Source organism: Kitasatospora sp. NPDC059795 (assembly GCF_042732175.1).
Classification (GTDB): Bacteria; Actinomycetota; Actinomycetes; order Streptomycetales; family Streptomycetaceae; genus Kitasatospora.
Map to the genome: position 1 here is coordinate 364,295 of NZ_JBHWID010000002.1, position 26,758 is coordinate 391,052.

General features: G+C 71.2%; 23 protein-coding genes. 11 read left to right on the top strand and 12 right to left on the bottom strand.

Annotation, left to right across the window (positions count from 1 at the left end):
• The first annotated feature begins 7 nt into the window (after positions 1-7).
• From ACFV4P_RS05605 to ACFV4P_RS05620, 4 genes are read left to right on the top strand one after another with little or no spacing between them, the layout of a single operon-like run.
• The gene (locus ACFV4P_RS05605) at positions 8-934 is read left to right on the top strand and encodes an ABC transporter permease (RefSeq protein WP_380467674.1); all 927 of its coding nucleotides are present in this window, start codon (positions 8-10) and stop codon (positions 932-934) included.
• The gene (locus tag ACFV4P_RS05610) at positions 927-1,940 is read left to right on the top strand and encodes an ABC transporter permease (RefSeq protein ID WP_380467676.1); all 1,014 of its coding nucleotides are present in this window, start codon (positions 927-929) and stop codon (positions 1,938-1,940) included. Before ACFV4P_RS05605 ends, ACFV4P_RS05610 begins: the two co-directional genes overlap by 8 nt.
• A gap of 17 nt (positions 1,941-1,957) precedes the next feature.
• Positions 1,958-3,010 (top strand): ABC transporter ATP-binding protein, encoded by a 1,053-nt coding sequence (locus tag ACFV4P_RS05615; protein WP_380467678.1) that lies wholly within the window; start codon positions 1,958-1,960, stop codon positions 3,008-3,010.
• A complete protein-coding gene (locus ACFV4P_RS05620) occupies positions 3,000-4,082 on the top strand; it encodes an ABC transporter ATP-binding protein (protein ID WP_380467680.1) in 1,083 nt (360 codons plus the stop codon). Before ACFV4P_RS05615 ends, ACFV4P_RS05620 begins: the two co-directional genes overlap by 11 nt.
• Before the next feature lie 51 nt (positions 4,083-4,133).
• Here ACFV4P_RS05620 and ACFV4P_RS05625 read toward each other — a convergent pair whose 3' ends face one another.
• The 10 genes from ACFV4P_RS05625 to ACFV4P_RS05670 all read right to left on the bottom strand — a co-directional run bounded on the left by ACFV4P_RS05625 (position 4,134) and on the right by ACFV4P_RS05670 (position 16,965).
• Positions 4,134-5,204 carry an ABC transporter ATP-binding protein gene (locus tag ACFV4P_RS05625; RefSeq protein ID WP_380467683.1) on the bottom strand — a complete coding sequence of 357 codons (1,071 nt, stop codon included), beginning with the start codon at positions 5,202-5,204 and terminating at the stop codon, positions 4,134-4,136.
• Between the two features lie 10 nt (positions 5,205-5,214).
• On the bottom strand, positions 5,215-6,288 hold the full coding sequence (locus tag ACFV4P_RS05630) for an ABC transporter ATP-binding protein (RefSeq protein WP_380467685.1): 1,074 nt from the start codon (positions 6,286-6,288) through the stop codon (positions 5,215-5,217).
• 64 nt (positions 6,289-6,352) lie between these two features.
• Positions 6,353-7,330 carry an ABC transporter permease gene (locus ACFV4P_RS05635; protein WP_073811005.1) on the bottom strand — a complete coding sequence of 326 codons (978 nt, stop codon included), beginning with the start codon at positions 7,328-7,330 and terminating at the stop codon, positions 6,353-6,355.
• 81 nt (positions 7,331-7,411) lie between these two features.
• Positions 7,412-9,175 carry an ABC transporter substrate-binding protein gene (locus tag ACFV4P_RS05640; RefSeq protein ID WP_380467687.1) on the bottom strand — a complete coding sequence of 588 codons (1,764 nt, stop codon included), beginning with the start codon at positions 9,173-9,175 and terminating at the stop codon, positions 7,412-7,414.
• A gap of 88 nt (positions 9,176-9,263) precedes the next feature.
• The gene (locus tag ACFV4P_RS05645; RefSeq protein WP_380467689.1) at positions 9,264-10,301 is read right to left on the bottom strand and encodes an ABC transporter permease; all 1,038 of its coding nucleotides are present in this window, start codon (positions 10,299-10,301) and stop codon (positions 9,264-9,266) included.
• A gap of 494 nt (positions 10,302-10,795) precedes the next feature.
• The gene (locus ACFV4P_RS05650; RefSeq protein ID WP_380467690.1) at positions 10,796-12,532 is read right to left on the bottom strand and encodes an ABC transporter family substrate-binding protein; all 1,737 of its coding nucleotides are present in this window, start codon (positions 12,530-12,532) and stop codon (positions 10,796-10,798) included.
• Positions 12,533-12,778: 246 nt separating this feature from the next.
• Positions 12,779-15,064 carry a peptidoglycan binding domain-containing protein gene (locus tag ACFV4P_RS05655; protein WP_380467692.1) on the bottom strand — a complete coding sequence of 762 codons (2,286 nt, stop codon included), beginning with the start codon at positions 15,062-15,064 and terminating at the stop codon, positions 12,779-12,781.
• Positions 15,065-15,351: 287 nt separating this feature from the next.
• The gene (locus tag ACFV4P_RS05660) at positions 15,352-15,807 is read right to left on the bottom strand and encodes a DUF6113 family protein (RefSeq protein WP_380467694.1); all 456 of its coding nucleotides are present in this window, start codon (positions 15,805-15,807) and stop codon (positions 15,352-15,354) included.
• Positions 15,804-16,703, bottom strand: a complete 900-nt coding sequence (gene mshB, locus ACFV4P_RS05665) for an N-acetyl-1-D-myo-inositol-2-amino-2-deoxy-alpha-D-glucopyranoside deacetylase (protein WP_380467696.1) — start codon at positions 16,701-16,703, stop codon at positions 15,804-15,806. Before mshB ends, ACFV4P_RS05660 begins: the two co-directional genes overlap by 4 nt.
• 67 nt (positions 16,704-16,770) lie before the next feature.
• Positions 16,771-16,965, bottom strand: coding sequence for a DUF2304 family protein (locus ACFV4P_RS05670; RefSeq protein WP_073810997.1), 195 nt, complete (start codon positions 16,963-16,965; stop codon positions 16,771-16,773).
• Between the two features lie 245 nt (positions 16,966-17,210).
• Here ACFV4P_RS05670 and ACFV4P_RS05675 point away from each other — a divergent pair, with 245 nt between their 5' ends.
• From ACFV4P_RS05675 to ACFV4P_RS05695, 5 genes are all read left to right on the top strand, one after another.
• Positions 17,211-19,328, top strand: coding sequence for a prolyl oligopeptidase family serine peptidase (locus ACFV4P_RS05675; RefSeq protein WP_380467698.1), 2,118 nt, complete (start codon positions 17,211-17,213; stop codon positions 19,326-19,328).
• A 121-nt stretch (positions 19,329-19,449) separates the two neighbouring features.
• Positions 19,450-20,430 carry an ABC transporter ATP-binding protein gene (locus ACFV4P_RS05680; protein WP_380467700.1) on the top strand — a complete coding sequence of 327 codons (981 nt, stop codon included), beginning with the start codon at positions 19,450-19,452 and terminating at the stop codon, positions 20,428-20,430.
• Positions 20,427-21,149, top strand: coding sequence for an ABC transporter permease (locus tag ACFV4P_RS05685; RefSeq protein ID WP_380467702.1), 723 nt, complete (start codon positions 20,427-20,429; stop codon positions 21,147-21,149). Before ACFV4P_RS05680 ends, ACFV4P_RS05685 begins: the two co-directional genes overlap by 4 nt.
• Before the next feature lie 8 nt (positions 21,150-21,157).
• A complete protein-coding gene (locus tag ACFV4P_RS05690) occupies positions 21,158-22,390 on the top strand; it encodes a sensor histidine kinase (protein ID WP_380467704.1) in 1,233 nt (410 codons plus the stop codon).
• A gap of 10 nt (positions 22,391-22,400) precedes the next feature.
• Entirely contained in the window at positions 22,401-23,018 is a 618-nt protein-coding gene (locus ACFV4P_RS05695) for a response regulator transcription factor (RefSeq protein WP_073810991.1), read from the top strand.
• Positions 23,019-23,158: 140 nt separating this feature from the next.
• On the opposite strand, the gene ACFV4P_RS05700 is transcribed toward ACFV4P_RS05695, so the two are convergent.
• Together ACFV4P_RS05700 and ACFV4P_RS05705 are read right to left on the bottom strand one after the other, a co-directional pair.
• On the bottom strand, positions 23,159-24,028 hold the full coding sequence (locus tag ACFV4P_RS05700) for a transglutaminase family protein (protein ID WP_380467707.1): 870 nt from the start codon (positions 24,026-24,028) through the stop codon (positions 23,159-23,161).
• Positions 24,029-24,079: 51 nt separating this feature from the next.
• Positions 24,080-24,973: a GNAT family N-acetyltransferase gene (locus ACFV4P_RS05705; RefSeq protein ID WP_380467709.1), complete on the bottom strand. Its 894-nt coding sequence runs from the start codon at positions 24,971-24,973 to the stop codon at positions 24,080-24,082.
• Positions 24,974-25,211: 238 nt separating this feature from the next.
• Here ACFV4P_RS05705 and fdxA point away from each other — a divergent pair, with 238 nt between their 5' ends.
• On the top strand, positions 25,212-25,538 hold the full coding sequence (gene fdxA / locus ACFV4P_RS05710; RefSeq protein WP_073810985.1) for a ferredoxin: 327 nt from the start codon (positions 25,212-25,214) through the stop codon (positions 25,536-25,538).
• Between the two features lie 17 nt (positions 25,539-25,555).
• Positions 25,556-26,701 carry a succinyldiaminopimelate transaminase gene (gene dapC / locus ACFV4P_RS05715; RefSeq protein WP_380467711.1) on the top strand — a complete coding sequence of 382 codons (1,146 nt, stop codon included), beginning with the start codon at positions 25,556-25,558 and terminating at the stop codon, positions 26,699-26,701.
• The last annotated feature ends 57 nt before the right edge of the window (positions 26,702-26,758 follow it).

Genomic DNA, 26,758 nt, shown 5'->3' on the forward strand with positions numbered 1-26,758 from the left:
GGCCTCCATGGGCCATTACATCCTGCGGCGCGTGCTCCAGATGATCCCGGTGTTCTTCGGGGCCACACTGCTGATCTTCCTGATGGTGTACAGCCTGCCGGGCGACCCGATCGCCGCGATGTTCGGCGACAAGGCGGCCGACCCGGCGACCGTGGCCAACCTGAAGCACCAGTACTACCTCGATCAGCCGCTGTGGAAGCAGTACCTGCACTACATGAACAACATCCTCCACCTGGACTTCGGCACCAGCTTCACCGGCCGCCCGGTCTCCGAGATCATGAAGGACGCCTTCCCGGTCACCATCCGGCTCGCGCTGGTCGCGTTCTTCTTCGAGATCGTGATCGGCCTGCCGCTGGGCCTGATCGCCGGCCTGAAGCGCGGCAGCATCCCGGACACCCTGGTGCTGCTGATCACCCTGATCGTGATCTCGATCCCGGTGTTCGTGCTCGGCTACATCGCGCAGACGGTGTTCGCGATCAACCTGGGCTGGGTGACGGCGACGGTCCAGGACTCCCGCGACATCAGCCAGTTGATCCTGCCCGGCCTGGTGCTGGCGTCGCTGTCGCTGGCGTACGTGGCCCGGCTGACCAGGACCTCGATCGGCGAGAACCTGCGGGCCGACTACATGCGCACCGCGGTCGCCAAGGGCCTGCCGCGGCGGACCGTCATCGGGCGGCACCTGCTGCGCAACTCGCTGATCCCGGTGGTGACCTTCCTGGGCACCGACCTGGGCGCGCTGATGGGCGGCGCGATCGTCACCGAGGGCATCTTCAACATCGCCGGCGTCGGCAACGTGCTCTACCGGGCGATCAACCAGAAGGAAGGCCCGACGGTGGTCGGCATCGTCACCGTGCTGGTGATCGTGTACCTGGTCGCCAGCCTGGTCGTCGACCTGCTGTACGCCGTCCTGGACCCGAGGATCCGTTATGCCTGACCGGAACGAGTCCATCCCCGACGACCACGACCCGCTGCGGAACATCGCGCCCACCGACAGCGACCACCTGGACTACGTAGGCCAGCAGGGACTGGCCGTGGAGCAGGAGACGCTGATCGAACCGGACCCGGGCAAGCGGGAGCAGGCCCGCAGCCTGTGGGGCCACGCCTGGCGGGACCTGCGGCGGCGGCCGATCTTCCTCATCTCGGCGGTGCTGATCGTGCTGCTGATCCTGATCGCGATCTTCCCGAGCCTGTTCACCAGCACCGACCCGCGGGCGTCCGACCTGACCAACGACTACCTGCGGCGGCCGGACTGGAGCGACTTCTTCGGGGCCGGCTGGTTCGGCTACGACGGGCAGGGCCGGTCGATCTACGCCCGGGTGATCTACGGGGCGCGGGCCTCGATCACCGTCGGCATCTGCGTCACCCTGGCGGTGACCCTGCTGGGCGGGCTGGCCGGGATGTCCGCCGGGTACTTCGGCGGGTGGATGGACGCGGTGATCTCCCGGATCACCGACATCTTCTTCGGCATCCCGCTGCTGCTCGGCGCGCTGGTGCTGCTGAACGCGTTCGCCACCCGCAACGTGTGGTCGGTGGTGATCGCGCTGTCCTTCCTCGGCTGGACCCAGCTGGCCCGCGTGATGCGCGGCTCGGTGATCACCGTCAAGCAGTCGGACTACGTGGTGGCCGGGCGGGCGCTGGGCGCCGGCACCGGGCGGCTGATGTTCCGGCACATCCTGCCGAACGCGATCGCGCCGGTGATCGTGGTCGCCACCATCGCGCTCGGCGGCTACATCACGGCGGAGGCCACGCTGAGCTTCCTCGGTATCGGCCTCCAGGACCCGACCATCTCCTGGGGCGTGGACATCTCCTCCGCGCAGAAGGTGATCCGGCAGGCGCCCTTCGTCCTGTTCTTCCCGGCCGCGGCGCTCTCCATCACCGTGCTGGCCTTCATCATGATGGGCGACGCGGTGCGCGACGCCCTCGATCCGAAGCTGCGCTGAGCGAGGGGAACAGGCAGATGAGCACCGTCGCCGACCAGGCCCGACCGGCCCGCGAGGAGCCCTGGACCGGGCCGCTGCTGGACGTCCGAAACCTGCATGTGGAGTTCCGGACCAGGGACGGCGTGGTCCGGGCCGTCAACGGCGTCAACTACTCGGTCGCGGCCGGCGAGACGCTCGCCGTCCTCGGCGAGTCCGGTTCCGGCAAGTCCGTCACCGCGCAGGCCATCATGGGCATCCTCGACATGCCGCCGGCCGCCATCCCCGAGGGGGAGATCCTCTACCGCGGCCGGGACATGCTGAAGATGTCCAAGGACGAGCGGCGGAAGATCCGCGGCCAGAAGATCGCGATGATCTTCCAGGACGCGCTGTCCTCGCTGAACCCGGTGCTGCCGGTCGGCTTCCAGCTCGGCGAGATGTACCGGGCGCACCGCGGCAGCAACCGCAAGGAGGCCAAGGCCAAGGCCATCGAGCTGATGGACCGGGTCCGCATCCCCGCAGCCCGGGAGCGGGTGGGCGACTATCCGCACCAGTTCTCCGGCGGCATGCGGCAGCGCATCATGATCGCGATGGCGCTGGCCCTGGAGCCGGACCTGATCATCGCGGACGAGCCGACCACGGCGCTGGACGTCACCGTCCAGGCGCAGGTGATGGACCTGCTGGCGGAGCTCCAGGCCGAGTACCACATGGGTCTGATCCTGATCACCCACGACCTCGGCGTCGTCGCCGACGTCGCGGACAAGATCGCCGTCATGTACGCCGGCCGGATCGTCGAGACCGCGCCCGTGCACGAGCTCTACGCCCGCCCCGCCCACCCCTACACCCGCGGCCTGCTGGACTCCATTCCGCGCCTCGACCAGAAGGGCCAGGAGCTCTACGCGATCAAGGGCCTGCCGCCCAACCTGCTGCACATCCCGCCCGGCTGCGCGTTCAACCCGCGCTGCCCGCGGGCGCAGGAGATCTGCCGGCACGAGGTGCCGCCGCTGGCGCAGGTGACCGAGGACGACGGGACGCCGGTGGCCGGGCGGGGCAGTGCGTGCTTCTTCTGGAAGGAGACCCTCCATGACGGTTAACGGCGCCACGCCGCTCGGGGCGACCACCCCCGAGGAGGTTGCGTTCGCCCAGGAGGTGCGGCGCGGCGAACCCATCCTGGAGGTGCGCGACCTGCGCAAGCACTTCCCGCTGACCAGGGGCGTCCTGTTCAAGAAGCAGGTCGGCGCGGTCAAGGCCGTCGACGGTGTCTCCTTCGACCTGATGCAGGGTGAGACGCTCGGCATCGTCGGCGAGTCCGGCTGCGGCAAGTCGACGCTGGCCAAGGTGCTGATGAACCTGGAGCCGGCCTCGGCCGGGTCGGTGAAGTACAAGGGCGAGGAGATCTCGCGGCTGTCGGGCTCCGCGCTGAAGGCCGTGCGGCGCAACATCCAGATGGTGTTCCAGGACCCGTACACCTCGCTGAACCCGCGGATGACGGTCGGCGACATCATCGGCGAGCCGTTCGAGATCCACCCCGAGGTGGCCCCGAAGGGCGACCGGCGCAAGGCCGTTCAGGACCTGCTCGACGTGGTGGGCCTGAACCCCGAGTACATCAACCGGTACCCGCACCAGTTCTCCGGCGGCCAGCGGCAGCGCATCGGCATCGCGCGCGGCCTGGCGCTCAAGCCGGAGATCATCATCTGCGACGAGCCGGTCTCGGCGCTCGACGTGTCCGTGCAGGCGCAGGTGATCAACCTGCTGGAGCAGCTGCAGGGCGAGTTCGAGCTGTCGTACATGTTCATCGCACACGACCTGTCGATCGTCCGGCACATCTCCGACCGGGTCGGCGTGATGTACCTGGGACGGATGGTCGAGATCGGCACGGACGCCGAGATCTACGAGCACGCCACCCACCCGTACACGCAGGCGCTGCTGTCGGCGGTGCCGGTGCCCGACCCGACCGCGCGGGAGTCGCGGGACCGGATCGTGCTGATCGGTGACGTGCCCTCGCCGGCCAAGCCGCCGTCCGGGTGCCGGTTCCGCACCCGGTGCTGGAAGGCGCAGGAGAAGTGCGAGCGGGAGGATCCGGCGCTGACCGTCAGGGAGTGGCTGGAGGGACGGGCCCGGCACGACTCGGCCTGCCACTTCGCCGCCGAACGGGAGAACATCTGACGGAACGCGAAGAGGGCCCCCACCGGTCGGTGGGGGCCCTCTTTACAGCGATCAGACCTCGGCGCGCTGGTCCGGAACGACGGCGATGTTGCCGTCCTCCGGGAAGTGGCAGGCGGTCAGGTGGCCCGCGGAGTTGCCGGACAGCTGGATCAGCGGCGGCTCCTCCGTCGCGCACTTCTCCTGTGCCTTCCAGCAGCGGGTGCGGAAGCGGCAGCCCGACGGCGGGTTGAGCGGCGACGGAACGTCGCCGACCAGCCGGATCCGCTCGCGGTCGTCGTCCGGGTCGGCCTCCGGCACCGCGGACAGCAGCGCGTGGGTGTACGGGTGACGGGGCGACTCGTACAGCGACTTGCGGTCGGCGATCTCGACGATCTTGCCGAGGTACATCACCGCGACGCGCTGCGAGAAGTGCCGGACGACCGACAGGTCGTGGGCGATGAACAGGAAGGCGATGCCCAGCTCGCGCTGCAGCTCCTGGAGCAGGTTGACGACCTGCGCCTGGATGGAGACGTCCAGGGCCGAGACCGGCTCGTCCGCGACGATCAGCTTCGGGCTCAGCGACAGCGCGCGGGCGACGCCGATGCGCTGGCGCTGGCCGCCGGAGAACTCGTGCGGGAAGCGGTTGTAGTGCTCCGGGTTGAGACCGACGGTCTCCAGCAGCTCCTGGACCCGGCGCTGGATGCCGCCCTTCGGGTTGATCCCGTTGATCTCCATCGGCGCGCCGATGATCGAGCCGACGGTGTGCCGCGGGTTCAGCGAGGAGTACGGGTCCTGGAAGATCATCTGGATCTCGGACCGGATCGGCGCGAGCTCCTTGCGGCCGGCGTGCGTGATGTCCTGGCCGTTGTAGCGGATCTCGCCGCCGGTCGGCTCCAGCAGACGCGTCACCAGACGGCCGAGGGTCGACTTGCCGCAGCCGGACTCGCCGACCAGACCGACCGACTCGGAGGGGAAGACCTCCAGGTCCACGCCGTCCACCGCGTGCACGGCGCCGACCTGGCGCTTGAACAGGAAGCCGTCCATCACCGGGAAGTGCTTCTGCACGCCCTTGATGGTCAGCAGCGGGTCACCGGAACCGGCGGCCGCGCCGGACGGCTTGGGGAGGGTCAGTTCGTTGCTCATGGTGTCCCTCTCAGCCGAGCCGCGGCTTGATCTGGTCGATGAAGATGTCCTGCCGCTGGGCCGCGCTCAGGTGGCAGGCGGCAGCGTGCCCGGTGGCCGGGGAGAGCGGCGGACGCTCCGAGGTGCAGCCGCCGCCGATGACCTGCTCGCGGAAGTCGCAGCGCGGGTTGAACGGGCAGCCGGTCGGCAGGTTGATCAGGCTCGGCGGGGTGCCGCGGACCGGTCGCAGCGGCACGTCCACGTCGCCGCTCAGGCTCGGCATCGAGGACAGCAGGCCCCAGGTGTACGGGTGCTGAGGGGTCTTCAGCACCTCGCGGACGGTGCCGCGCTCGACGGCCCGGCCCGCGTACATCACCATGATCTTCTGCGCGGTGCGCGCCACGACGCCCAGGTCGTGGGTGATCAGGATGATCGCGGTGCCCATCTCCTGCTGGAGGTCCTTCAGCAGGTCGAGGATCTGGGCCTGGACGGTGACGTCCAGTGCGGTGGTCGGCTCGTCGGCGATGACCAGCTTGGGGTCGCAGACCAGCGACATGGCGATCATGGCGCGCTGGCGCATACCGCCGGAGAACTGGTGCGGGTAGTCGTCGACCCGGGTGGTGGGCTGCGGGATGCCGACCTTGGTCAGCATCTCGACGGCCCGGTCCCGGGCCTCCTTCTTGGAGGCGCCGGTGTGCTTCTGGAAGGTCTCGCCGATCTGCTTGCCGATGGTGTGGTACGGCGACAGCGCGGTCAGCGGGTCCTGGAAGATCATCGACATGGTCTTGCCGCGGAGCTTCTCCAGCTCGCGGTTGGGCGCGCCGACCAGTTCCTGCCCGTCCAGCTTGATGGAGCCGGTGATCTGGGTCCGGTCCGGGTTGTGCAGGCCCAGGACGGCCAGGTTGGTCACCGACTTGCCGGAGCCGGACTCACCGACGATGCCGAGGGTGCTGCCCGGCTCCACGTCGAAGGAGAGGTTGTCCACGGCCCGGACCACGCCGTCCTCGGTGCTGAAACGGACCGAGAGGTCGCGGACTGAGAGGAACGGCTTGTCGCCGCCGCTGCCGGCGGGCGAGGCCCCCTCGGGCTTGGCCTGGGTGGTCATGGACTGGGCTCCTCGGTGCGGTACGTGAGGTCGGGACTGCTGGGTCGGCCTGGGGTGCGGCCGGTCAGGCCAGGCGGATGCGCGGGTCGATCAGGGCGTAGACCGCGTCGACGATGATGTTGAAGAAGACGATCAGGGTGGCCGCGACCACGGTGACGCCGACCAGCAGCGACAGGTCGGAGTCGTAGAAGGACTGGATCGCCAGCTGGCCCAGGCCGTGCAGGCCGAAGGTGGTCTCGGTGATGATGGCGCCACCGAGCAGCACACCCAGGTCGATGCCGAAGACGGTGACGATGGTGCCCATCGCGCCGCGCCAGGCGTAGCGCATGAAGACCGAGGTGCCGGACATGCCCTTGGCACGCGCCGTCCGCACGTAGTCCTCGGACAGCTGCTCGACCATCGAGGACCGGGTCATACGGGTGTAGTTGGCGGTCCAGATCAGCGAGAGCACGATCCACGGCACCAGCAGGCCACTGGCCCAGCCGAGCGGGTCCTCGGTGAACGGGACGTACTTCGGCAGTTCCAGCAGGTTGGTGCTGTAGCAGAGCGCCCACAGGGCGAGCGGGCCGGCCACGTAGATCTGCAGCGAGGAGGCCAGCAGCGAGGCGGCGCTGGCGATCTTGTCGGCGGCCTTGCCCTGCTTGTGGGCGGCCAGCATGCCGGTGCCGATGCCGAAGATCAGGAAGATGACGGCGGAGCCGACGGTCAGCGACAGGGTGGTCGGGAAGCGGTCCGCGAGCAGGCCGCCGACCAGCTCCTTCTTGTCGAAGGAGTAGCCGAAGCACGGGGCGGAGCACTGCACGTTGTTGAAGGTGCCGCCGGTGAAGATGGTGCTCAGCCAGTTCCAGTACTGAGCCAGCGTCGACTGGTCGAAGCCCATCTCGTGCCTGATCATGGCGAGCGTCTCGGGCGTGCAGGTCTTGCCGCAGTAGAGCCGCGCCGGGTCCGCCGGGATCGCAAAGAACAGCGCGTAGGTGACCATGGAGACGATCACCAGAATGACGAGAGCGCCGAGTGATCGGCGGACGAGGAATCGGAGCATCGGACGGGCTCTCCTGATCGGGGAGGGGCACCGGCAGGTCGTGCCGGTGCCCCACCGTGAGCTACTGCTCGGTGATGACTACTACTTGACGTAGATGTTGAGCGGGGACTGCAGGCCGGCCAGGCTGTCGTACTTGACGCCGCCGAGGCCGGAGCCGTACAGGCTCAGCGAGCGCTGGTACACGTCCGGGATCGCGTACGCCTTGTCCTGGAGCTTCTTGTCGATGGCGGCGAAGGCCTTGCCCGCCGCGATCGGGTCGGCGATCTTGGCGGCCGCGTCGATCGCGTCGTTGATCTCCGGGTCGTTCACGTGGCCGTAGTTGGAGGCGCCGTCAGCCATGGCGCGACCGTCCCAGACCGGCTGCAGCGCGGTGTAACCGGTCGGCCAGTCGGCACCCCAGCCACCCCAGTACAGGTCGTACTCGTTGTTGAGCAGACCGATGACGTCGTAGTACGTCTTCGGGTCGATCGGCTTCGGGACGAAGTTGAAGCCGGCCTTGGTCATCGCGTCGCGGATGGCCTCGGTGACCTTCTGCTGCAGCGGGGTGTTGTTGAACGCGTACGTGATGGTGGTGTTCAGCGCGTTCGCGTCGGTCAGGATCTTCTTGGCGGCCTCCGGGTCGCCCTCCGGCTTCTTGTTGATGCCGTAGGCGTCGTACGACTCCCAGCCCATGACGCTCGGGCTCATGTAGGAGGTCGCGTAGTCACCGTAGGAGGAGCCACCCTGCAGCTGACGGGTCTGCTGGTGCGGGAAGGCGCGGACCATGGCCTCGCGGATCTTCTGGTCCTTGATCCGGGTGTTGTTGATGTAGTAGTAGTCCACGTACGGGGTCAGGCCCTCGAGGGTACGCGGCTTCAGCTTCTCGTCGTTCTTCACCTGGTCGATGTACGCCGGGTACACGGTGTTGTGGAACGAGAAGGCGGTCTTGTCGTCGCCGTTGTCCGCCATGAAGCGCTCGGTGGACTGCTGCGCCTGGACACCGAACGTCATGTGCCACTTGTCCGGGTAGGCGTTCCGGATCGGGTCGGTGGACGCGTCCCAGTTGGGGTTGCGCTCCAGGTCCAGCGAGCGGTCGGTGACGTGCTCGGTGATCTGGTACGGGCCCGAGGAGTACGGCTTCTTGTCGTACTCCTCCTTGGTGTCGTGGGCCTGCGGCACGACGCCGTAGCCGGCCATCGCCAGGGTGAAGTTGGCGTCCGGGTGGACGTCCGCGAAGGTGATGACCACGGTCTTGGCGTCCGGGGTCTGCACCGCGTCCAGGTGCTGGCCCTCGTACGGGCCCTGGTACGCGTCGCGGTACTTGTCGCCCGAGATCCAGCTCTGGATGTAGGTCGGGCCGGACTTGATGAACTTCGCGTAGGTGCGCTCGATCGAGTACTTGACGTCGGCCGAGGTCAGCGCGGAGCCGTCCTGCCACTTCACGCCGTCCTTCAGCGTGAACTTCCAGGTCTTGCCACCGTCGGTGGTGGAGCCGGTGTCGGTGGCGAGGTCACCGACCAGCTTCTGCGAACCGTCGGCCATGGTCTTGTAGCCCGTCAGCTGACGGGTGAAGAGCAGCGAGACCTCGGCGTTGGTGTTGATGTAGATCTGGCCCGGGTCCAGGTGCGAGAAGTCGTCGCGGTCGATCATGTTGACCGTGCCGCCCTTCTTCGCGTTGGGCTCGGCGATGGCCGGACCCTTCGAGTCGTCGGCGGAGCCGATCGTGATCGCGGTGGTCTTGACCGGCTCCTTGGAAGCGCCGGGGGTGCCGCTTCCGTTGGAGTGGCCGCTGGAGCACGCCGTGGTGACGGTCAGGGCCCCGGCCACCAGAACGGCGGCCGCGAGCCGCATCTTGCGAGAGCTCATCTTCATCCTGCCTGGGGTTAGGTGAGTGGAAATCTTCGTGGGTGTGCCCGGGGCCTGGCTTCCCATCCCCCCGGAGTATTGGGGCCTGCTAGCGGTTGGTCTTCGGGTCGAAGGCGTCCCGGACGGAGTCGCCCAGCAGGTTGAAGGCCAGAACGAACACCACCATGGCGAGACCGGGGAACAGCAGGAAGGTGACGTCGGTCCGGAGGTAGCTCGCGGCGTCGGCGATCATGCGGCCCCAGTCCGGGGTCGGCTCGGAGACGCCCACACCGAGGTAGGACAGACCCGCCTCGGCGGTGACGAAGGCCGGCAGCGCGAGGGTGGACTGCACCAGGATCGGCGTCCACAGGTTGGGCAGGATCTCCTTGAAGATGATCCGCATCGGCGAAGCGCCGGTGACCTTGGCGGCCTCGATGAACTCGCGCTCACGCAGCGAGAGGGAGACACCGCGCAGGATGCGGGCCAGACCCATCCAGCCGAGCAGCGACAGCACGATGGTGACGGCCACGAACGGCAGCCACTCCGGGATCTTCTCGTTGGGGGCGACCAGCAGGCTGGTGACCACCGGCATGGTGGCGATCAGGAAGATCTGCGACGGGAACGACATCAGGACGTCGATGACCCGGCCGATGAAGTAGTCGATCTTCCCGCCGAGGTAGCCGGCCGCGATGCCGAGCGCGACACCGATCACGGTGGTCAGCACCGAGGTGGCGACGGCGATGATCAGCGAGGTGCGGATGCCGTAGACCAGCTGCGTCAGGATGTCGCGGCCGAGGCCCGGCTCCAGGCCGAACCAGAAGTCGCCGCTCATGCCGCCGTTGGGGGCCACCGGAAGACCGGAGTCGGTCAGCAGCGTCGGGTCGTTCTGGCCGTAGTGGGTCTGCGGGTCCTTGCCGTAGATCATCGAGATGACCGGCGCGAGGACCGCCACGAGGACGAAGAACAGCACGACACCGGCGCTCACCACGCCCGTGCGGTCGCGGAGGAAGCGGCGCCACATCAGCTTCCCCGGAGAGAGGCCGCGGAAGCCGGAATCGGTGGGCGCGTCGGCGGGGGCGTTGTCCGCGAGGTCCGACGTGGACCCGGGGGTGTCCCCGCCCGTCGTGGCCCCAGTAGGCGTCGTCATGGTGCTAAAGCTCCCGACCGTGGTCCGTGCAGAAGCAAGGAGTAAGAACTTGGATGAATGGACTCTTGCAAGTCGTTTATCGAACGTCAAGAGTTCCTCAGTTGTCGGCGGCCCATTTCCAACTTCGTGCTGGAATGTCAACCACTTCGTAGTTCCTGAACTCTTGACAGCCTCCGATCGAGACGGTCAAAACCGGACAAACGTGATCAAGGCTCGTTCACGTGTCCGTAACGATGAACTGTCAGGTCCGCTATCAGGACGGCTACTTCGGCGAGGCGGTCGCACGACGCGCGTAGACCGCGTGTCCGTTTTGAGGCTCTTCAGGGGAAATGAGGTCGGCAATTGAGTGTCCGATTATCGGACACCTCCGTTTTCGGGCATGCCGGAGCGAATTCACGGGTAGGGGGCACCCAATTCGGGCGGCAGGCACGCCGCCGGCCGTCTGGCTATTTCCCGCCATTGGCGGGACTTCGCCGTGCGGCGTTGCTGAAGCGTTACTTCAGTAGGCCGATGTTCTCGTAGACGAGGTCGCCGAGCCCGGGCGCGCCGAGGTTGGCGATGTTCTTGCGGACGCCGTAAATGGCCGGCCGCTGGTACAGCGGAACCAGTCCCGCCACCTCCCACGCCTCGGCGTCGGCCCGGTTGAGCGCCGTCGTCTCGTCGTCGGCGGTGTCGGCCTTGGCGGCGTCCGCCATCGCCCGGTCGAGCACCTTGCTGCCGACCTGCGACCAGTTGGTGCCGGAGTCCTGCTGGAAGGTGCTGATCGAGTTGGAGACCGGGAAGGGGGTGCCCATCAACGCGAACGCGGTCAGGTCGAAGTCGTGCTTGTTCACGAAGCCGTCGAAGAAGTCGCCGGCCGGCACGGTCTGCACCGTGACCTTCACCCCGACCTGTCCCAGCATCCGGGTGACCAGCGCGCTCTCGTTGGCGGCCAGGTTGTTGTCGGCCGGCGCGACGAACCGCAGCGCCAGCTCCTTGCCGTCCTTGGTGCGGACGCCCGAGGGCCCCAGCTTCCAGCCCAGCGAGTCGAGGGACGCCTTCGCGGCGTCGGGGTCGAAGCGGCTCAGGCCGTTCGAGTTGTCCTGGTAGCCGTGCTGGGACGGCACCAGGAAGTGGTTGTTCATCGGGACGTACGGCCAGTCCAGGCCGGTCAGGTCGGTCCGGGTGATCTCGGCCCGGTCGATCGCCATGATCAGCGCCTGACGGACCTTCGGGTCGCCGAGCAGCGGGCTGCGGCCGTTCAGCACCAGGTGCCGCAGGTTCGGGCCGCCGGCCCGGCGGGCCTCGCCGTCCGCGGTGGAGTTGATGGTCCGGTAGCCCTCGACGTTGGGCCCGTTGTTGTAGTAGTCGACCTCGCCGGCGGCGAACGCCTGCGGCATCTTCCCGGTGTCCAGGGCCTTGAAGACGATCCGGTCCAGCAGCGGCCGGTCGCCCCACCAGTCCGGGTCGGCGACCACCGTGACGGTGCGGGCCGCCGGGTCCATCCGCTCCACCTTGAACGGGCCGGCGGTGACCGGGAAGCGGCCCTTGAAGGAGGTGTTGAACAGCTCCGGGGTGGCGATGTACTTCGCCGGCAGCAGCGGGGCGTTGCCGGCGTTGTTGAACATCGCCTGCCACTCCGCGTACGGCTCCCGGAAGGTCATCACGGCCTGGTGGTCGTCCTGGCCGCGGACCACGCTCTCCACCTGGTCGAAGCCGTTGGTGGAGGCGGTCCGGTACGCCGGGTCCTGGCCGCTCAGCGCCTGCCACTCCGCCTGCAGGTCGCGCCAGGTGATCGGGGTGCCGTCGGACCAGTGGGCCTTCGGGTTGAGCGTCCACACCACGGTCTGCCTGCCCTGCCGGAGCTCGCTCTTCACGTCGGTCAGGTAGGCCGGGTTCGGGGACTGCGTGCCACCCGCGTCGGAGCGCCAGAAGGTCGGCAGCAGCGCCTTGATCACGTCGATGGTGGAGGCCTCGGAACCGTCCGCCTGGAGCGGGTTCCACTGGCCGGAGTACTGGTCGATCGCCCAGTTCAGGGTGCCGCCCTGGCGCAGTGCCGTGCGCGGCTTCGCGTTCAGCGCCTGCTGGGTCATCCGGGGCGCCTCGCCGCCGGTCGCCGCCGCCGGGCTCCCGTCCGAACCGCCGCCCGAACCGCCCGAGCCGGCGCAGGAGCAGAGCGCGAAGGACAGTGCTGCCACCGACGCGGTCAGGGCGAGGAGGTGGCGGCTACGCGGAACGGTGGGTCTCGGCACGCGGCACATCTTGCGTACCGGTACATCAGCTTGTCGACCAGCGGCCGATCAAGTCTTGATAACGCGTCGCGGCACCCGGTGCCGCGGACCGGTTTGTCCCGTTCTGTGACGCCATTGGCGAGGATTCGCCAGCAGACCGAAGGCCGGGGCTCCGCGTGCGGAGCCCCGGCCGGGTGCGGGTGCTGACGGTGGATCAGGCGGTCGGGCCGGTGGGTCCGGTCGGGACGGTCGGGCCGGTCGGGCCGGTCAGGCCGGGAACTTGTACGCCCGGTCCTTGCCCGTCTTGGCGATGCTCTGGCCGATCGCGTCCGCCACGTCCTGCACGGTGATCGCCGTCGGCTGGCCGTTCTTGGTGGTCTTCACCTTGTCGAAGGTGGTGCCGATGGACGTGGCCAGAACGTCCAGGTCCCACTTCAGGGTGACCGTGCCGGACGCGTCCGGGGCCAGTACCAGGGCCTTCGCCGCGGTCTTGCCGCCGAAGGTGAACTGCGCCGGCTTGGCGCCGGGGCCCGCGCTGATGATGACGTTGCCGTTCAGCACCTGCTTGCCGAGGGCGCTCGCGGCCGCCTTCAGGGCGTCCTCGCCGACCTTCGGCTGGGCGTCCGTCAGCGGCAGCGCCACCTCGGCGTCCGGCTTGCCGGCCGCGCGGTCCCGGTAGGCCTGCTCGACCTTGTCGGCGGCCGAGGAGGAGTCCAGCCCCTGCCCGGCCTTGCCTGGCACCACCTCGGCGCTGGTCTCGGTGAAGCGGACGTAGCCCTCCTGCAGGCCCTGCCCGGACTTCGCGGCCAGGTCGTCCAGCGCCGCCTTCAGCTTCGCCTTGTCCACCCGCACCTGCGGCTCGACGGCCTTGCCGCCGCCGGTCAGCGAGGAGAGCACCTCGACCGGGTTGTAGCTGTGCTTGGTCAGGCCGTCCACGGTCGCCGTGGTGTCGAAGCTCAGGCCGGCGCTGGCCGGGTCCAGGGTCACCGACTGCTCGCCGATCTTCAGCCGCAGCGGCTGAAGCCCGGCCTTGCCGACCGAACCGTCCAGCGCCGTCACCGCCTGGTCGCGGGAGTCGCCGCCGATGTCCGTGCCGAGCACCGTGGTGCCCTTCGGGATGTCGGACTGGTTCATCATCAGGCCCGCGCCGTACGCCGCCGCGCCCAGGAAGATCACGCCGCCGACGCCCGTCACCATCAGCTTCTTGAGGCGGCCGCCGCCGCGCTTGGCGGCCTTCGGCGCGGGCTCGTCGTCGTCCTCCTCCACCGGCGGCGGCGGGTCGTTCGGGACCGCGCGCTTGGGCGTCGCCGCCCGCGGGCCGCCGGGGAACGGCTGGGCCTCGGGCAGGTCGGCGAAACGGCCGCCGCCGTTGCCGTTGCCGGCCGCCGGGCGGGGGCGGTCGGCAGCGTCCTGGCCCGGGGTCTGACGCTGCGGCGGCTGCGGGGCGTTCAGGAACAGCTGGGTGGTCGGCGGGTCAGCCGCTATCGCACCGCCCGCGGGCGGCTCCTCGCCGGTGATCGGGTCGAAGCCGCCGATCTGGGTGTCCTCCGGCTCCGCGCCCGGTGCGCCGGCGGCCGGCTGGGCCGCGAACGGGCCCTGGCCGCCCGGGAACGGGGCGCCCTGGCCGGCCGGCGCGCCGCCGCGCTGCGGACGGGCCGCGCCCGGGGCCTGGGGCGTGAACGGGTCCTGGGCGCCGTTGAACGGCGCGCCCTGCGGTTGCTGGTGCGGTGCGGCGCCCTGCGGTTGCTGTTGCGGCGCGGCGCCCTGCGGCTGCGCGGCGAACGGGTCCTGAGCGGCCATCGGCTGCTGCCCGGCCTGCTGCGGCTGCTGCTCGGCCGCCGCGAACGGGTCCTGACCCGCCATCGGCTGCTGCTGTCCGGGCAGCGGCATCTGCTGGGTCTGCTGCGACAGCTGCTCGGCGACGAACGGGTCGGCCGGGGCGAACGGCGAGGCGGGCGCGCCGGACGGACGCGGCGCGGCGGCCTGCGGGCGCTCGGCCGGGCGCTCGGCCGGGCCTCCCGCCGGGCCGCCCGCCATCGGGGCCGCGGGAGCGGTCCGCTCGGCCGGCGCGGGCGCCGCGGCGGGCTCCTGACGGCTCTTCTGCCGAGGCTTGAACCACTCGCCGGTGGACTCCGACTCGGAGGCCTTCGGCGCGGCCGGCTCCTGCCACTCCGGCGGCAGGTTCGGCGGGGTGGCCGCGGCGCGGCCCTGGCCGGCGTCCATCACGCCGAGCACCGGGTCGCCGGCCCCGCCGCGGTGGCGCGGACCGGCCGGCTCGGCGGCCTTCTCGTCCTTGACCTTGCTCTGCACCACGACCGGCGGGATCGGCCGGGACCCGGGGATGTTGATCCGCACCCGGGTGGTCAGCGTGGTCTCCGTCTTCGGCACCTCGGCCTCGTCGGCGCGCGGGCCGGGAGCGGTCCGTGCGGCGGCGGCCGGGTCCGGAAGCCCACCGGGCAGGCCGGTGCCGTACGGCGGGGTGCCCGACGGATACGCGTCGGGTGCGCCGCGCCGGGGCTGCGGGTGGGCGTTGTCAGATTCGCGGCTGCTCAATGCTGCTCTGCTCCGGGTTCGCGGCCGGGCCGGCTGGGCCGTCCGCTGCGTATGGGGCGGGTCGGGCCGCCGTACGGCGGCGTGCGGGCCGAACGGCCCCGGGGACATCAGCTGTTCACATGTCGGCTGCGGCAACGCCCCGTCACGCGAGTGGTGCCGAAGGTACCGTCCTGCCCGCGAGGGCCGGACGGTGGGGGTGGCCCGCCGAGGCACCACCATACCGACTGCGAATCCGCCCCGTCGGACGACCGGAGGATCCCAATGGTCCGAATCCCCCCGGTATGGGGCTAGCGGTCGCCGTCCTTGACAGTCCGTCGGGGCTCCGGCGCCGGTACGCCGAACAGGAACCCGGAGCGGGTCGGCAGGGTCGCGCACACCACGCCGAGCATCGAACCGCCGAACAGGTAGGCGTACGCGCTCGCGGTGGCGGCAAGCACCACGTCGCCCTCCGGACGGGGCGCCAGCAGCACCGCCAGCACCACGAACCAGCCGGCCAGCGGCACGCCCGCGCCGAGCTTGGTGCCGGTCACCCGCAGGCCGCCGTAGAACAGGCCGAGGCAGGCCAGCAGGGCCAGCAGCACGCCCACCGGCGGCCACAGGGCCTGCACGAAAGCTCCGCAGGCGGAGAGCGCCGCGCCCAGCAGGAACAGCCCCGCGTAGAGGCCGATCCGGACGCCGCGCGGCGGGAGCGGCTCGGCCAGGCGGTCCTCGCGGCTGCCGAGGAAGGGGTGCAGGAACTTCACCGGGCCACCCCGGTCGGCACTCCGGCGAACAGGTCGCTCTCCGGGCCGCCCGGGCCGAGCGCGCCGCGGACCAGCTCGTAGTACTCGGTGGCCAGCAGCGGCTGGCCGAGGTCGTTGCTGAGCGCGAAGTGCTGCCCGTCCACCACGACCTGGGTCGCGTGCGCCCGCATCGCGGCGGCCTTCGCACCGGCGTGCGCCGCGTTGTCGAGCGCCGTGGTGACCACCCGGTCGTCCACCACGCCGGGGATCTGGTCGACCGGCGCGACGCCCTTGAACGGGGCCTCGGAGGCCGTCCGGCGCAGCCCGGCCTCGATCACCGAGCGGGGCATCCGGTTGTAGTAGACCTTGGCGACCTGCCAGGGCTCGCCGAGCTCCGGGCGGAAGGCCGGGTCGGCGGCGAGCCGGTAGCCGCGCAGCGCCACCCGGTGCGCCTGGATGTGGTCGGGGTGGCCGTAGCCGCCCTGCTCGTCGTACGTCACCAGCACCTGCGGGCGGACCTCGCGGATCACCGCGACCAGGTGGCCGGCCGCCTCGTCCACGTCGGCCTGCCAGAAGCAGGACGGGTCGTGGTTGTCCCGCACGCCCATCATCCCGGAGTCCCGGTAGCGGCCCGCGCCGCCCAGGAAGCGATGGTCGGTGACCCCCAACTCGCGCATCGCGGCGGCCAGTTCGCCGATCCGGTGGGCGCCGAGGGTGTTGTCCCGGTCCTGCGCCAGGTGGGCGAGCTCCGGCGGGATCACCTCACCGCCCTCGCCCAGGGTGCAGGTCACCAGCGTGACCCGGACGCCCTCGGCGGCGTACCGCGCCATGGTGGAGCCGTTGTTGATCGACTCGTCGTCGGGGTGGGCGTGCACCAGCAGCAGCCCGCGCTCGTCGGCCGGGGGTACGGAGGTCATGCCCGGCAGCTTACGGCCTGCCCGGAGCGGACTCCCCGGACAGGCCGTGGCGGCACGCGGACGGCGCTCAGAGCCTCAGGCTGTTGATCATCCCGGCCAGGTTGGCCGTCACCTCCTGGATCGACGGCGCGACCGAGCTGGACGCCAGATAGAAGCCCAGCAGGGTGCACACCAGCGCGTGGCCGAGTTTCAGACCGGACCGGCGGACCAGGAGCCAGACCACGAACAGCATCAGGACGGCGACGGAGACGGACAAAGCCATGACGGCTCACACCCTTCCTCGGGTGCGCCGCCCCCGGGGGAGGGGCAGCGGGCGAACGATGGTCAACAGATACCCGATCGGTGACCGGAGGGTGACGTTCCGTGAGCCTCGTCGGGGTGTCGCGACGGCCTCGTTCGGGTACAGCGCCCCCGGTCAGGGGCGGTCCGAACGGCCGTACGTCGCGGTTCGGGACGGCTGCGCCGTACGAGTGAGGGGTCGGCCGGGCAGGGCTTAGTCTCGGCGCCATGACCACCGAGAAGCCGCACGACACTTTCCCCCGGCAGTACGCGCGCACCAACCGGTTCACCACCGGCGCGCCCCGGTCGTTCACCGTCTCCCCGGACGGCGCCCGGGTGCTGTTCCTGCGCTCCCGCGGCGTCGACGCGCCCGCCAACCTGCTGTGGAGCCTGGACGTCGCGACCGGCGTCGAGACCGTGCTCGCCGACCCGGCGGCGCTGCTCGGCGGCGGCGCCGAGGAGCTGTCCGCCGCCGAGAAGGCCCGCCGCGAACGCAGCCGGGAGACCTCCGCCGGAATCGTCGGCTACGCCCTGGACGCCGCCGGGCGCACCGCGGTGTTCGTCCTCTCCGGCCGGCTGTTCGCGGTCGACGTAGAGACCGGCGAGGCGCGTGAACTTCCCGCCGCCGCACCGCTGTTGGACCCGCGGCCGAGCCCGGACGGCAGTCACGTCGGCTATGCCACGCCGGGCGGCGAGCTGCGGGTGACCGCCCTCGACGGCAGCGGCGACCGGCTGCTCGCCGGGCCCGACGGCGAGAACGTGACCTGGGGGCAGGCCGAGTTCGTCGCGCAGGAGGAGATGGGCCGCGACCGCGGCCACTGGTGGGCCCCCGACGGCAGCGCGCTGCTCGCCGCCCGGGTCGACGACACGCCGGTGCGCCGCTGGTGGATCGCCGACCCCGCCAACCCCCAGCGACCGCCGGTCGAGATCGCCTACCCCGCGGCCGGCACCCCCAACGCCGAGGTCGGCCTCTGGCTGCTCGGCCTGGACGGCGCCCGCACCGAGATCCGCTGGGACCGCGCCGCGTACCCGTACCTGGCCCGCGTGCACTGGTCGGCCGGCGGCCCGCCGCTGCTCCAGGTGCAGGCCCGTGACCAGCGCGAACAGCTGGTGCTTGAGGTCGAGCCGAGCACCGGCGCGACCACCGTGCTGCTCGCCGAGCGGGACGAGGACTGGCTGGAGCTGTTCGACGGCGTCCCGGTGCGGCGCGCCGACGGGCAGCTGGTGCGGATCGCCGACCAGGACGGCGTCCGGGTCCTGGTGATCGGCGAACAGGCCGTCACCGACGCCGAGTTGCACGTCCGCGCGGTGCTCGGGGTGGACGGCGAGCAGGTGCTGTTCTCGGCCTCCTGCGGCGCCGCCGAGTTCGAGCGCCGCGCGCCCGGCTGGCTCGGCGTCTTCGGGTACGGCCCGGACGGCGTGCGGGAGCTCGGCGACGGCGCGCTCGGCGCGGTGCGCGGCGGCGGCACCACCGTGCTCACCACCGCCGACCCGCTCCGCCCCGGCACCGTCGTCCAGGTGCTGCGGGACGGCGCCGAACCGCTGGTGATCGCTTCCCACGCGGCCACCCCGCTGCTGACCGCCCGCCCGCTGTTCCGGTTCGCCGGCGAGCGGCGGATCCCCTGCGCGGTGCTGCTGCCCACCGGTTACGACCCGGACACCGACGGGCAGTTGCCGGTGCTGATGGACCCGTACGGTGGCCCGCACGGGCAGCGCGTGGTGCAGGCCCACAACCCGCACCTGACCTCGCAGTGGTTCGCCGACCAGGGCTTCGCGGTGATCGTCGCCGACGGGCGCGGCACCCCCGGGCACAGCCCCGCCTGGGAGAAGTCCATCAACCGGCGCACCGCCGAGATCACCGTCACCGACCAGGTCGACGCGCTGCACGCGCTCGCCGAGGAGTTCCCGCTCGACCTCGGCCGGGTCGCCATCCGCGGCTGGTCCTACGGCGGCTACCTGGCCGCCGCCGCCGTGCTCCGCGAACCCGACGTGTTCCACGCCGCGGTGGCCGGCGCGCCCGTCACCGAGCACGAGCTGTACGACACCCACTACACCGAGCGCTACTACGGCGACCCCGCGGTGGAGCCGGCGGCGTACCAGGCCAACTCCGTGGTGGCGCTCGCTCCTTCGCTGCGCCGGCCGCTGATGATCGTGCACGGCCTGGCCGACGACAACGTCGTCGTCGCGCACAGCCTGCGGCTGTCCACCGCGCTGCTCGCCGCCGGCCGCCCGCACACCGTGCTGCCGCTGTCCGGGGTCACCCACATGACCCCGCAGGAGGACGTCGCGGAGAACCTGCTGCTGCTCCAGGTGCGCTTCCTGAAGGACGCCCTGGGCATGGCGTAACCGGTGCACCCGTGACATCCGTCATGCGGACGTCACGACGGTGCACACTGCCGCCGACACCCCCGTTCCGAGGAGTCTTGAGGAGTCGCAGAGAAACGGCTCCGAAGGGACTGAGAGACAGATGGGTACGGGAACGGGGGAGGTCGCGGCCTTCCGGAACGTCAGCAAGAACTACGGCCGGGTGAAGGCGGTGAACGGACTCGACCTGGTCCTGCGGCCGGGCGAGACCGTCGCCCTGCTCGGCCCGAACGGCGCCGGCAAGTCCAGCAGCCTCGACCTGCTGCTCGGCCTGCGCGAACCCGACAGCGGCACCGTCGAACTGTTCGGCGGCGCCCCGCGCGACGCGATCACCTCCGGCCGGGTCGGCGCGATGCTGCAGAGCGGCGGCCTGATGAGCGACGTCAAGGTCCGCGAACTGGTCACCCTCGCCTGCAAGGTGCACCCCAAGGGCCACACGCCCGACGAGGTGCTGACGACCGCCGGCATCACCGAGATCGCCGACCGCCGCGTCGACAAGCTCTCCGGCGGCCAGGAACAGCGCGTCCGGTTCGCCCTCGCGGTGGCCGGCGCCAACGACCTGATCGTGCTGGACGAGCCCACCACCGGCATGGACGTCTCCGTCCGCCGACAGTTCTGGGACGCCATGCGCGCCCAGGCCGCCGCCGGCCGCACCGTGCTGTTCGCCACCCACTACCTGGAGGAGGCGGACTCCATCGCCGACCGCGTCCTCGTCCTGCACAAGGGCCGACTGATCGCCGACGGCACCTCCGCCGAGATCAAGGCCAAGGCCGGCGCCCGCCGGATCGGCTTCGAACTGCACCCCTCCGACGGCGGCCGGCTCGACGAGGCCCTGCTGCGCTCCCTGCCCGGCACCGTCGGACTCGACATCGGCACCCGCACCGACGGCGTGCACACCGTCCGGATCCGCTCCACCGACGCCGACGCGGGCGTCGCCGCGCTCTACAAGGCCGGCCTGTACCCGCGCGGGCTGGAGGTCACCAGCCTCGGCCTGGAGCAGGCCTTCCTGACCATCACCGGTATGGGGGTCCCCCCGGCCGAAGGCTGGGGGAAGGACAAGGACGACGAGGAGAGCGCGCGATGACCACCCTGATCAAGCTGGAGATCCTGCGCACCCTGCGCAACAAGCGGTACCTGATGTTCACCGTCCTCTACCCGGCCCTGCTGTACGTGTTCTTCATCAGCGCCTACGGCAGCGGCGGCACAGTGGCCGGCGGCGTCTCCGTCAAGTCGTACTTCATGGTCTCGATGGCCACCTTCGGCGCGGTCGGCGCCGTCCTCACCGGCTCCGCGCAGCGGATCTCGCTGGAGCGCAAGAGCGGCTGGACCCGCCAACTGCGGCTCACCGCACTGCCCGGCCACGCCTACACCATCGGCAAGATCGCCGCCTGCGCCGTCACCACGCTGCCCGCCATCGCCGTGGTCTTCGCGATCGGCGCGATCGAGGGCGTCGACCTCACCGCCGTCCAGTGGCTCGGCCTGGCCGCCGCCCTGTGGCTCGGCAGCTTCGTGTTCGCCGCGCTCGGCGTCGCCCTCGGCTACGCCGCCCAGCCGGACGCCGTCCAGCCCGCCGTGATGATCGTCTACATGCTGATGGCGCTGTTCGGCGGCACCTGGTTCCCGGTCGGCGACTCGCTGAAGACCTACGCCCGGTTCAACCCCGTCTACGACTACAACCAGCTGGCCACGTTCATCCACGGCCAGGCCGTCGCGACCTCCGCCGTCGTCGCCCTCGCCGGCTTCCTGGCGCTGTTCACCGCCGCCGCGGCCTACCTGTACCGCAAGGACGCGCAGCAGGCATGATGGCCCGCATGCAGACCACCGGCCCGGCCCGCCGCCCCGACCAGGACGGGGAGGACGGGCCGGACGGCCGTTGGACCACGTACCCGGGCGCGCCCGTGGAGACCCGCCGGCAACTGCTCGCCAAGCTCGCCTGGACTTCCGTCTGGGCGGTCTACCTGGCCTACCCCGTCCAGGACCTGGCGACCGGTCAGCACACCCCCGCGGCGACCACCGCCGGCGCCGTCCTGCTGGCCGTCTTCCTCACCGCCTACCTGTCCCTGGTGGTGATCCGCCACCACCCGGGCGTCCGGCAGGCCAAGCGCTACCTGCCGCTCGGCCTGATGGCCGCGATCGCCGTCGGCACCTCGTACGCCCTCGGCGAGGCCTGGCTGACCCTGTTCACGTACACCTCGGTGTGCGTCGCGGTCCTGCTGCCCGGACGGCTCGGCCCCATCGGCGTCCTCGCCACCACCGGCCTGTTCGCCGCGGTCGGGATCACCAGCCACGCCGACCTCGGGACCCTGGTCAGCATCGGCCTGCCCTGCGTGCTGGCCGGACTCGCCATGCTCGGCATGCAACGACTCGTCGCCACCATGCGGGAGCTGCGCGAGGCCCGGACCGCCGTCGCCCACCTCGCCGCCTCCGAGGAACGGCTGCGCCTCGCCCGCGACCTGCACGACCTGCTCGGCCACTCGCTCTCGCTGATCGCCATCAAGAGCGAACTCACCGGCCGCCTCATGGACGCCGGGAAGGCCGCCGAGGCCCGCGCCCAGGTCGCCGACATCGAACAGGTCGCCCGGCAGTCCCTCACCGACGTCCGGGAAGCCGTCAGCGGCTTCCGCCGCCCCACCCTTGCCGTCGAACTCGCCGCCGCCCGCACCGCGTTGAGCGCCAGCCAGATCGAACTCGACGCCGACCCCAGGCTGCTCGACGAACGCCCCGGCCTCGGCACCGACGAATCCGTCGCCCTCGCCTGGGCCCTGCGCGAAGCCGTCACCAACATCGTCCGGCACGGCGTCGGCGCCACCCGCTGCACCGTCCACCTCGACGAGACCTGGGAGGACGACGGCCGCCACGCCGTCCTGGACATCGTCGACAACGGCCCCGGACCCGGCAAGTCCCTCCCCGGCAATGGCCTCTCCGGCCTGCGCGAACGCCTCGAACAGGTCGGCGGCCGCCTCGACGCCGGCCCCGCCGGCCGCGGCAAGGGCTTCCGCCTGCGCGCCCTCGTCCCGCTGCGACCCGGCCCCACCGGAGAATAGGCTGCGCCCCGTGACGGACGGACAGGTACGCGTACTCCTCGCCGAGGACCAGGGCATGGTGCGGGAAGCGCTCGCCGCGCTGCTCTCGCTGGAGGACGACCTCGACGTCGTCGCGCAGGTCGCCCGCGGGGACGCGGTGGCGGCGGCGGTGGTCGACTCCCGGATCGACGTGGCGGTGCTCGACATCGAGATGCCCGGCATGACCGGCATCGACGCCTGCGCGGAGATCCGCCGCGTCCGGCCGCAGACCAAGGTCGTCATCGCCACCACCTTCGGCCGGCCCGGCTACCTGCGCCGCGCGATGGAATCCGGCGCGGACGCGTTCCTGGTCAAGGACGCGCCGGCCGCGGAGCTCGCCGACGCGATCCGGCGGGTGCTGCGCGGCGAGAAGGTCATCGACCCGAAACTGGCCGCGGCGGCCCTCTCGGAAGGGCCCAACCCGCTCACCGCCCGCGAACGCGACGTCCTGGCGGCAGCGGCGGACGGCGCGGTCAACGCGGACATCGCGGCCCGACTGCACCTCTCCGAGGGGACGGTGCGGAACTACCTGTCGATGGCGATCCAGAAGACCTCGGCGCGCAACCGCGCGGAGGCGGTCCGGGTCGCCCGCGAAAAGGGCTGGCTGTAGGAGAACCACCAGGGGCGCGGGGAACTGCGCGAAGCGGAAGGCACCCGACCGCAAGATCGCGACGCAGGACAATGACCTGCACGTGATCGCGACCTTGCGGACTGGACTTGCGCTGGTCGCGCAGCGCCCCTGGTGGAGCTTCAGTTCAGCCGGTGCCGCGAGGCTCTCGCTTCCTGGCGGACGCGCCTCGCGCTGTCCGGGTCGAAGGCGTCGAGGATCTCCGCGTACGCGTCCATCTCTGCGGCGCCGCCCAGGAAATCGCCGGTCTTGACGAGCAACTCGGCGCGTTCGAGGCGGAGTTGGGCGGGGTGGCGGGGGAGGAGGAGGGCGAGTTCGGTGGCCCAGAGCTGGGTGCGGGCGTGTTCGGGGCGTTCGGTGGCCCAGTGGCGGATGTTGGCGAGGACGCGCAGCACGGTGTCGAGGGGCTGTGCGGGGGTGAGCAGGTCGGGGGTGAAGCGGCCGCCGGCTGCGGCGACCAGGCGTTCGATGTCGGGGACGTCGAGGATGCGGCCGCCGTGGAAGGGGTCGGCGAGGACGTAGTCGTCGCCGCTCGCGGGGCCGCCGACGGCGACGATGAAGTGGCCGGGCAGGGCGATGCCGTGGACGGTCAGGCCGGCCCGGGCGGCGACCGCGGACCAGACCAGGGAGAGCATGATCGGCAGCCCGCGGCGGCGCCGGAGGACCTCCGGGAGCAGGGAGGATTCGAGCCGCAGGTAGTCGGACTGGCGGCCGTGGAAGCGTTCCCGGCCGCCGAGCACCGCCGCGAGCAGCGCGGCGGTCTCCTCGGGGCTGCTCGGGCGGCGTTCGGCGACGGCCTGGCGGATGGCGGCGGCGTGCCGGTCCAGGGCGGTCCGGCAGGCGCTCAGGACGGCGTCCAGGTCGGGCGGTTCGGCGCTGTCGCCGGGGTCGCCGAGGGTGTGCTCGGCGGCGGCGAGCAGGCACAGCAGCACCGGGTCGGGGTCTTCGGCCCGGGCTTCGTCTCGGAAGCGGATTCTGCTCTGCTCGGTCACTGCGGCCTTCGGTTCGGCAGCGGGGTCGTGGCTCGGTTCTGGTGGTGCACGCTACCGCTGGGAGAGGCGGGCGTAGTGGTAAGTGTGACTGGTCGTGAAGCCCTGCCGGTCGTAGAGCGCCTGTGCGCCCTGGTTGTCGGCCTCGACCTGCAGGTAGGCGCCGGTGGCGCCCTCCTCGGCGGCGCGGGCGGCGAGCACGGCCATCACGGTGGTGGCCAGGCCGCGGCGGCGGGCGGCCGGGACGACCTCGACGGCGGAGAGGCCGGCCCAGGCGCCGTCCACGACGATGCGGCCGATGGCCAGCGGGGTGCCGTCGGGGCCGGGCACGTGGGCGAACCAGACCGAGGGGCCGCCGTGCAGGACGGCGCCCGCGGCGGACTCCAGAGCCGGGTCGTCGCCCACCCGGCGGTACAGCGAGAGCCAGTCGCGGTCGGCGGCGCGGGAGAGCCTGACCTGCCGCCAGCTGTCCGGGGCGGCCGCCCTGGTCAGTGCGCCGAGCGGGGCCGTGCGGACCGTGGTCGGGGCCAAGTGCTCGCCCAGGCCGTCGAGTTCGGGCGGCGAGGAACCCTCGACCACTTCGATGTGGGCGGGCAGGCCGCGGGCCGCGTACCAGTCGCGGACGGCGTCCAGCGCCTCGTCCAGCGGCAGGCCCGGGTCGCCGAGCGCCTGCACCGAGTTGGCGCGCCGGGTGAAGCCGGCCGAGGCGCGCAGCAGCCAGTCGCCGAGCGGCTGCTGTTCGATCGCGGGCCAGCCGCGGCCGGCGGTGCGCTGGAGTTCGGCGGGGGTGGCCCCGGGCGCCGGGACGTTCCGGGCCGGGAACGGCGGAACCGGCTTGCCGGCGACCACCAGTTCGGACCCGAAGTGCGCCGACACGCCGCCGCGGGATTCCACCGTCAACCCGTCGTCGTCCCAGGAAGTGAGCACGCCGATCACATCGCGGAACACCGGCCGTCCGTCCGCCACGCCGTCAACACGCCGTACCGAGACGCGTCTTCCCACGTCAGACGGGTCTATCCGGACCTCCGGACGGTCCCTGAGCGGCATTCCGCCGACCATCGAGCACACCTCCTGTGCATTTGCGTCCCCCGACCCGCGATACTAGGTGCGGGCATCGACGACGCCGCGCGCACCGCGCGACCGAGTAAACAGTAGGGCGGCAGCCCTTCCGAGGAGGAACGACAGCGTGACCTACGTCATCGCGCAGCCTTGTGTCGACGTGAAGGACAAGGCGTGCATCGAGGAGTGCCCCGTCGACTGCATCTACGAGGGCCAGCGCTCGCTCTACATCCACCCGGACGAGTGCGTGGACTGCGGTGCGTGTGAGCCGGTGTGCCCCGTCGAGGCGATCTTCTACGAGGACGACACTCCGGAGGAGTGGAAGGACTACTACAAGGCGAACGTCGAGTTCTTCGACGACCTGGGCTCGCCCGGCGGTGCCTCCAAGCTCGGCCTGATCGAGCGTGACCACCCGTTCATCTCGGCCCTGCCCCCGCAGAACGCCGACCACTGATCGGTGGCATCCACGCTGTGAGCACCAACGACAGCACGCACGCGCCGTTCCCGGGCCACCCGGGGGCGGCGCGCCGCGTATCCGACCGCCTGCCGGTCTTTCCGTGGGACAAGCTCGAACCGTACAAGCGCACCGCCGAGAGCCACCCGGACGGGCTGTGCGACTTCTCCGTCGGCACCCCCGTCGACCCGGTGCCGGAGCTGATCCAGCAGGCCCTGGCCGCGCACACCGACACGCCCGGCTACCCGACCGTGTGGGGCCCGCTCGCCCTGCGCGAGTCGATCGCCGGCTGGCTGAACCGCCGGATGGGCGCCGAGATCGGCCCCGAGGCGGTGCTGCCCACCGTCGGCTCCAAGGAGCTGGTGGCGTGGCTGCCCGGCCAACTCGGCCTCGGCCCCGGCGACCAGGTCGCCTACCCGAAGCTCGCCTACCCCACCTACGAGGTCGGCGCGCTGCTCTGCGGCGCCGAGCCGGTCGCCTACGACGACGTCGACGAGCTGGACGGCAGCAAGGTCCGGCTGCTCTGGCTCAACTCGCCGTCCAACCCGACCGGACGGGTGCTCGGCGCGGACGAGCTGCGCCGCGCCGTCGCGTGGGCCCGGGAGCACCGGGTGCTGCTGGTCAGCGACGAGTGCTACCTCGAACTCGGCTGGGAGGCCGAGCCGGTGTCGGTGCTGAACCCGTCGGTGTGCGGCGGCACCCACGAGGGGCTGCTGGCCGTCCACTCGCTCTCCAAGCGCTCCAACCTCGCCGGCTACCGGGCCTCGTTCGTGGCCGGTGACGCGGTGGTGGTCCGCGAGCTGCTGGAGATCCGCAAGCACGGCGGCATGATCGTGCCCGCGCCGGTGCAGGCCGCCACCGCGGTGGCGCTCGCCGACGACGCGCACGTCGCCGAGCAGCGGGAGCGGTACGCGAAGCGGCGCGGTGCGCTGCGGGCCGCGCTGGAGGCGTACGGGTTCCGGATCGAGCACTCCGAGGCGAGCCTGTACCTGTGGGCGACCCAGGACAAGCCGTGCTGGGAGACCGTGGCCGAACTCGCCGAGCTGGGCATCCTGGTGGCCCCCGGCGACTTCTACGGCCCGGCGGGCGACCGCTTCGTGCGGGTGGCGTTCACCGCCACCGACGAGCGGGTGGCCGCCGCCGTGGAGCGCCTCAAGCGCTGACGCGCGGGCATGCGGAAGGGGCGGAGCCGGTCGGCTCCGCCCCTTCGGCGTGTGGGC